General features: G+C 54.7%; 7 protein-coding genes. 2 read left to right on the top strand and 5 right to left on the bottom strand.

Going from position 1 to position 5,798, the window contains the following annotated elements:
- A partial coding sequence (locus M7Q83_RS13755) for a hypothetical protein (protein ID WP_298340080.1) occupies window positions 1-283 on the bottom strand: 283 nt, incomplete at its 3' end.
- 252 nt (window positions 284-535) lie between these two features.
- On the opposite strand from M7Q83_RS13755, the gene M7Q83_RS13750 reads away from it, so the two are divergent.
- The gene (locus M7Q83_RS13750; protein WP_298340077.1) at window positions 536-1,090 is read left to right on the top strand and encodes an AAA family ATPase; all 555 of its coding nucleotides are present in this window, start codon (window positions 536-538) and stop codon (window positions 1,088-1,090) included.
- 88 nt (window positions 1,091-1,178) lie between these two features.
- Here M7Q83_RS13750 and M7Q83_RS13745 read toward each other — a convergent pair whose 3' ends face one another.
- From M7Q83_RS13745 to M7Q83_RS13735, 3 genes are all read right to left on the bottom strand, one after another.
- Window positions 1,179-1,316: a hypothetical protein gene (locus M7Q83_RS13745; RefSeq protein WP_298340074.1), complete on the bottom strand. Its 138-nt coding sequence runs from the start codon at window positions 1,314-1,316 to the stop codon at window positions 1,179-1,181.
- 368 nt (window positions 1,317-1,684) lie between these two features.
- A complete protein-coding gene (locus M7Q83_RS13740) occupies window positions 1,685-2,125 on the bottom strand; it encodes a hypothetical protein (RefSeq protein ID WP_298340071.1) in 441 nt (146 codons plus the stop codon).
- Window positions 2,122-2,823, bottom strand: a complete 702-nt coding sequence (locus M7Q83_RS13735; protein WP_298340068.1) for a nucleotidyl transferase AbiEii/AbiGii toxin family protein — start codon at window positions 2,821-2,823, stop codon at window positions 2,122-2,124. Before M7Q83_RS13735 ends, M7Q83_RS13740 begins: the two co-directional genes overlap by 4 nt.
- Window positions 2,824-3,518: 695 nt before the next feature.
- Between M7Q83_RS13735 and M7Q83_RS13730 the strand changes: the two genes are divergently transcribed.
- Window positions 3,519-4,697: an NAD-dependent epimerase/dehydratase family protein gene (locus M7Q83_RS13730; protein ID WP_298340066.1), complete on the top strand. Its 1,179-nt coding sequence runs from the start codon at window positions 3,519-3,521 to the stop codon at window positions 4,695-4,697.
- Window positions 4,698-4,753: 56 nt separating this feature from the next.
- Here the strand turns inward: M7Q83_RS13730 and M7Q83_RS13725 are convergent, their stop codons facing one another.
- Entirely contained in the window at window positions 4,754-5,536 is a 783-nt protein-coding gene (locus M7Q83_RS13725; RefSeq protein ID WP_298340064.1) for an ImmA/IrrE family metallo-endopeptidase, read from the bottom strand.
- Between the last annotated feature and the right edge of the window lie 262 nt (window positions 5,537-5,798).

Raw genomic sequence — 5,798 nt, 5'->3', positions numbered from 1 at the left:
CAACGATCGGAGCATTCAGTGGATGCGCCCCACTAAGGCCAGTGAGTCCGTAGGTGTAGGTGGAGCCATAAGATGGTGCACCGAAAGCGTACGTCGCCCCACCACTACCGGCAAGGTAGTAGCCCGGTCCTGCGGTGGTGGTACTGGCGCTGAGTTTCGCCCCCCTGGGCATCGTCGATGCAGAGGATTGCGAGAGGTTCAGCAGCGCAAAAAGTGTGACAAGAAGAACCACAGCCAGGAAGATACGACGTATTTTCTCGTTCTGTCTCGGTTGACCCGCCATGGACCTGTTTCCCTTTTGTTGACATTGGCTACCCGAGCCCCCACTGCTGTGGGCCATTCTAGTGCTCATGTTCGCATCTGTTCGGCTGACATCCTCTCCCTGTTGCTCGGAGTTCTCAGATTGACCGTCGTGTTGAGAGGTGGTCCCACGCGAGTATCACATGCTTCTTGGACTCACCGGACCTTCTGTGCCAAAGCTAGCGAGTTACACTGGGATGCTGAGCCAAAGCGAGGCAAGGATGGAAGAGGTAGGATGTCGCAGCTAGAGCAGCTGATCGAATTGATTGAGCATTCCAATTCGCCGACCACATTCGAAACCCGCATTATTGCCATCGATGGTCTCGGTGGAGCAGGCAAGACGACACTAGCGGCCCTTCTCTCTCGATCTCTTAATGACTGTGCGGTGATTCACACGGATGATTTTGCCTCATGGGAGAACAACCTCGATTGGTGGCAACGTCTACGTGAACAGGTGCTAGAACCGCTGATGGTGGACATGCCAGCGTGCTACCAGCGATACGACTGGCTGGCACGGGAGCTTGCTGAGTGGATAACGGTCCCGCCCGCTGAGTATGTGATTCTTGAAGGGGTAGCGTCTTCACGCCATCAATTTCGAGATGCTCTTGCCGTGACGATTTGGGTGGAGACCCCTCGTGCAGAGCGGCTGAGACGTGGTCTTGCTCGCGATGGGGAAGATGCGCGTGACTACTGGATGCAATGGATGCGCGACGAGGACCGCTATTTTGATGCGGAGCATCCGGACTTGCATGCAGACATCGTTGTCGACGGGTTAGTTGCCTGGTCGTAACGACCAACGTTGATACTGGTCGTAACGACCAACGTTGATACTGGTCGTAACGACCAACGTTGATACTGGTCGTAACGACCAACGTGCCCTAAGAAAGTGATCGGCTAAAGGTGTAGTGCTTGCCTTCAAAGGTATAGCTGAGAGTGACATGGTGGAAGATTCTTGCGTCACCGTCGACGGTAATGGGGTCCGAGAGGGTGACGTCGGTGTGCGGATAGAAGTCCATCGAAGCCACTTTGCAGACTGGAGTACAGGGCACGACACCAAGTCTGCCAACTCCTGTGGCGGTGCGAGCGCCCCAACTCGTCCAAGTGGTGTCGGCCATTAGAAGAGACGAGGTAGCGCAGTCAAGAATAAAGAAAGAAGGTTCGCTGAGTCGCTGCTTCGAGCAGGAGAGGACCCAGCCGTGGTTCGCTGGGAGCTCGTGACTAGCGACGCTGACAGAGCCACAGGCACTCAGCAAGAGGGACGCGGCTGTCACAAGGAGAATTCGTCTCATTGCTTGGCTAGCCTAACGCAGAACACGAGATTTGTCGAAGTATGGTACCCAGTTGAATCTGTGGATCGGCGCAACAGTTCTCTAGCCAATTGACTTTAGTTCACCTCATTGGATGCAGCGTGGGGCCTTCCAAGGTCATCAACTTTGGTATTCGATGTTGGCATTGAGATGATCGACTCAGCGTTGCTGTTGGCACGTGCTGCGAGGACATTGTCAACCTCCAACCAGGTAGCTACCTGCGGATTAGTGGTGCGAACGCCGTTTCCGCCTGCCCAGCGATCGCGCTTGCGTGGTGTAGCAAGTAGCATGCCAGTCCAGAACGTCTCCATCTCGGGACTGAGAGAGCGGGAGTTTTGGGAGTCGGCAACCCAGTCTCGAATCTGTTGCCAACCGTAGCAGGCAAACAACCATCGCCAATCATCGAGCGACCCATCGTTGAGGACAGTCATCACGATGAGGTTGAAGTGTTTCTTGGTATCGATATTGTCGGTTCGATAGCGATAAAAAAGGTAACCGAGTGCTTGGGGGAGTCTCATTGCTTATCGTCCGAATCCGGTGGGGCGGTTTTGCCAAGTTCGGCGTTTAACCAGTCGCGGACGAGCGACTGCAAGTCGTCCATAATAGCCTCGAAAGAATACGGTGAGATCAGCAGAGTGATCGCGTCATCGTGGTCGATCAGATCGCTATCGTCAGTCAGTTGTCGTAGAAATAGTCGCGAAGAAAAGCCCTCACCGTAGACAATCTGTGCAGCCTGTAAGAGGTCACCAAGCGATATAGTCTGGGTCACGCAGAGTAGCGCGTGTAGATCGAGATAGTCTCGAGCGACCGCTTGACGCCCGATGGTGTAGGCTTCTTGAATCGCGATATCACGTGGATCTGCAACCCACAATCCACGCCAGCTACAGAAACCATAACGATGCTGGAAGGGATAAGCCAACAAGGTAGTGGCTACTCCGTCAGCTCGAAACTCTTGCTGTTGGGGAGTTCGAAGGACCCATTCGAACGAATGATTTGGCCCTATGCTACGCTCAAGATCTGTCAGCTGGGGAAGTCGCTGAAGTGGAGCCTTGGTGAAGAAGTCTAGGTCTCTCGACTGCCGGTGACCCAGTTGCAGGGAGAGCGCCGTGCCTCCCGAGAGATAAAACGCTTCCGAGTGAGACCACCGAGACAGAGAAGAGGCAACGTCAGCGACACCCGTTGGCAGAACCGATTCATCTATGGTACACGGCCGCATCGATTCCCTTCGTCAGGTCTTCACGCCATGGTAGACACTGGCTCGTGTGATGGTGTGACGACACTAATATCTGCTTCCTCCTATGTATTCTAGTCCTGAAGATGGATAAGGGAGTGGGTGCTCCACGAGACGAGACCTCATCCTGTGCCGACTGACGCCTGACTGCAATTCATTTGCGATGAGCTGGTCACCGTTGTCTTGCTTAAGCGAGGCGTTTCGCATGCGGGGGACCGCGTTATCTCGACCATTGGAACTCGGGGCTGACACGTTTTGCCAAATCTGACGTTGGGCGTACGTGGTGAGCCGATGTGTTCACCTAGCGCGTTGTGCTCAAAAGTTTTCATTTTGATTGATGCTGTTGTGAGCGCCAGAGTCGGACAGGACCCAATTGCTCCTTTACCGCATTGGTGCCCAAGCTGCAGTTGACCACCTGGTCCTGACTGTCTGCCGTCTGCGTAACCACAAACTCCTAACATGTTCATCGACTCAACATTTGGTGACAGGTGATAGTATTCGTCCGATGGCGATCCAGGGCGAGAAGAAACCTTCGTTTGCGGGTTCTTCAGTCAACATGGACACTATTCTTGCTAGGAGACGGTGTTGCATTGTCGAATCGGGCTTTTGTGCTTGAAGGAACGAGAGACTGAGCTGCTTTGTGAGTGGCAATGCCCACCGAGTAATGGAAGTGAGATGACATGAAAATAGTGGTATTTGGTGGCGATGGCTTCTGCGGTTGGCCGACCGCTCTTCACCTCTCTTCTCGTGATCACGAGGTGATTATTGTCGATAATCTCTCCCGTCGTAAGATCGATGTTGAGATGGAGACCGAGTCGCTCACCCCGATCTCTCCGTTGAGCGTGCGAACCAGTGCATGGGAGGAGATCTCTGGCAAGGTCATTCGTACCCACTTCATGGACCTTGCCACGGAGTTTGATCGTCTTCGCGCCCTCCTTCTTGAGGAGCGCCCGGATGCAGTTGTCCACTTCGCTGAACAGCGCTCGGCGCCCTACTCGATGCGCACGATCGACACGAAGCGCTATACCGTTGACAACAATATTCGTGCGACCCACAACCTGTTGGCGGCGATCGCCGACACTGAGCTGCCAGTGCATCTCGTTCATCTCGGCACCATGGGGGTCTATGGATACGGTTGGTCAGATGATTCTCTCATCCCGGAGGGCTACCTTGAGGTCATGCTGGAGACACCGAGTGGTGTTGTCAAGCGCGATATCCTCCATCCCGCGAGCCCTGGGTCGGTGTATCACATGACCAAGACCCTTGATCAGCTGATGTTTGCCTTCTATGCGAAGAATGACCGTCTTCGTGTCACCGATTTGCATCAAGGGATTGTGTGGGGGACACAGACGCCACAGACGGCTATAGATGAACGTCTCATCAATCGCTTTGACTACGACGGTGATTACGGAACGGTCTTGAATCGCTTCCTGATGCAGGCGGCAATCGGACATCCACTGACGGTTCACGGTACCGGTGGCCAGACACGGGCCTTTATTCATATCACCGATACCGTTCGCTGCATCGAGTTGGCGATCGATAACCCGCCGGAGGCGGGCGAGCGCCCTCGAATCCTCAACCAAGTCACCGAGACCCACCGGGTTCGAGATCTCGCGGCTTTGGTGGCTGAGCGCACCGGGGTTGAGATCGAGTACCTTGCGAATCCGAGGCTTGAGGCTGACGAGAATACGCTTCGTGTGGATAACCATACCTTCCTTGAACTGGGTCTGAATCCGACGACGCTCTCGGACGGGTTGATGGCAGAGGTGCGTGAGGTGGCTGGTAAGTACGCCTTCCGTGTGGATGACTCCAAGATCCTCGCTCGCTCCCTCTGGCGCAAGGATATGGGAAGGCGATAGCAACCGTCTATCGGCATATATGAGAACGCTCCAAGGAGTGATCGTCGTAGAGCTACCTACGCGACTTGCTGTGAGAGCGGGCGATCGAGGTGGTTTTGGGCTGCGTCGACGATGATCTCGGCGGTGGTGCGGATGCGTTCGCCTGAAGTAAGAATTGCATCGAGTGCTTGGGTGGGTCCACCAGCCCACTGCATGATGTAGCCAAAGGTGTAACTCGCACTCTCGATGTCAAAGGCATGACAGACCAGATAGGCGATGGATTCGGCCTCGAATTCAGCGATTGCACGAGTCACTCCCGCTTCTCCGTGCAGGAGGGCGTGTCCGAGTTCATGTGCAAGCGTTTTGACTTGGTGGCGCGCGGGGAGGGTCGCTGAGATCGTAATCATTCGGGTGAGGTGTGAACAGAGGCCATTGATGCCATCAGGTAGGTCGCCTCGTGACACTACAAAACCATGATGCTCGGCCACGGCTACCAAGGCCTCGAAGATCCCAGCTTTGTCCTCGCCGATGAGGAGTTGGGGCGTCGCAGGCAAGGTGGCTCCCGCTGTCTGGCTGAGGTCAAAAACTGAGACGGTACGGAAACCCACGTTGCCATCGTCGCGCTTGATGGGCGCCACGATTTTGATGGCTCGAGAACCCTTCACGACCTGGCGGCCGAGAGATTGCCAGGTGCGGTAGCCAGCAACTTGCGTGGCGCTAGGGCACTGTCGCGCAATTAAGAGTGCGTTACGAGCGCTGTAGGTACGAAAGCGTGCTTGTACCTTGAGGTACTTTTCCCACTCACCTTCGATGGCCAGCGCGCGCAGCGCATCTTCGAGTAGTGTGATGGTGATCGACATTCCTCTTCCCCTTTGCTTCCTTGAAAATTGTGTTTTTCGAAAGGCCACCAAGGGCGAGGACGTAACCGTCGTCGATCATCACCTTTAGCCGTTGGCTCTGACAACATCGGAATCAGAGTACGGATCCCTGGGTGTGGTGTTTGAACTAGTAGTATAATTATGTGGCGATTTGTGGAATGTTTGTTGCGAACCGTACCATACTGATACTATGAAACTTTCGGAATACGCCGCTAAGAATGGGATCAAGTACAGAGCGGCCTGG

This window comes from Ferrimicrobium sp. (genome assembly GCF_027364955.1).
In the GTDB taxonomy this organism is placed as follows: Bacteria; Actinomycetota; Acidimicrobiia; order Acidimicrobiales; family Acidimicrobiaceae; genus Ferrimicrobium.
This window is presented reverse-complemented; position numbering and strand designations above follow the sequence as displayed.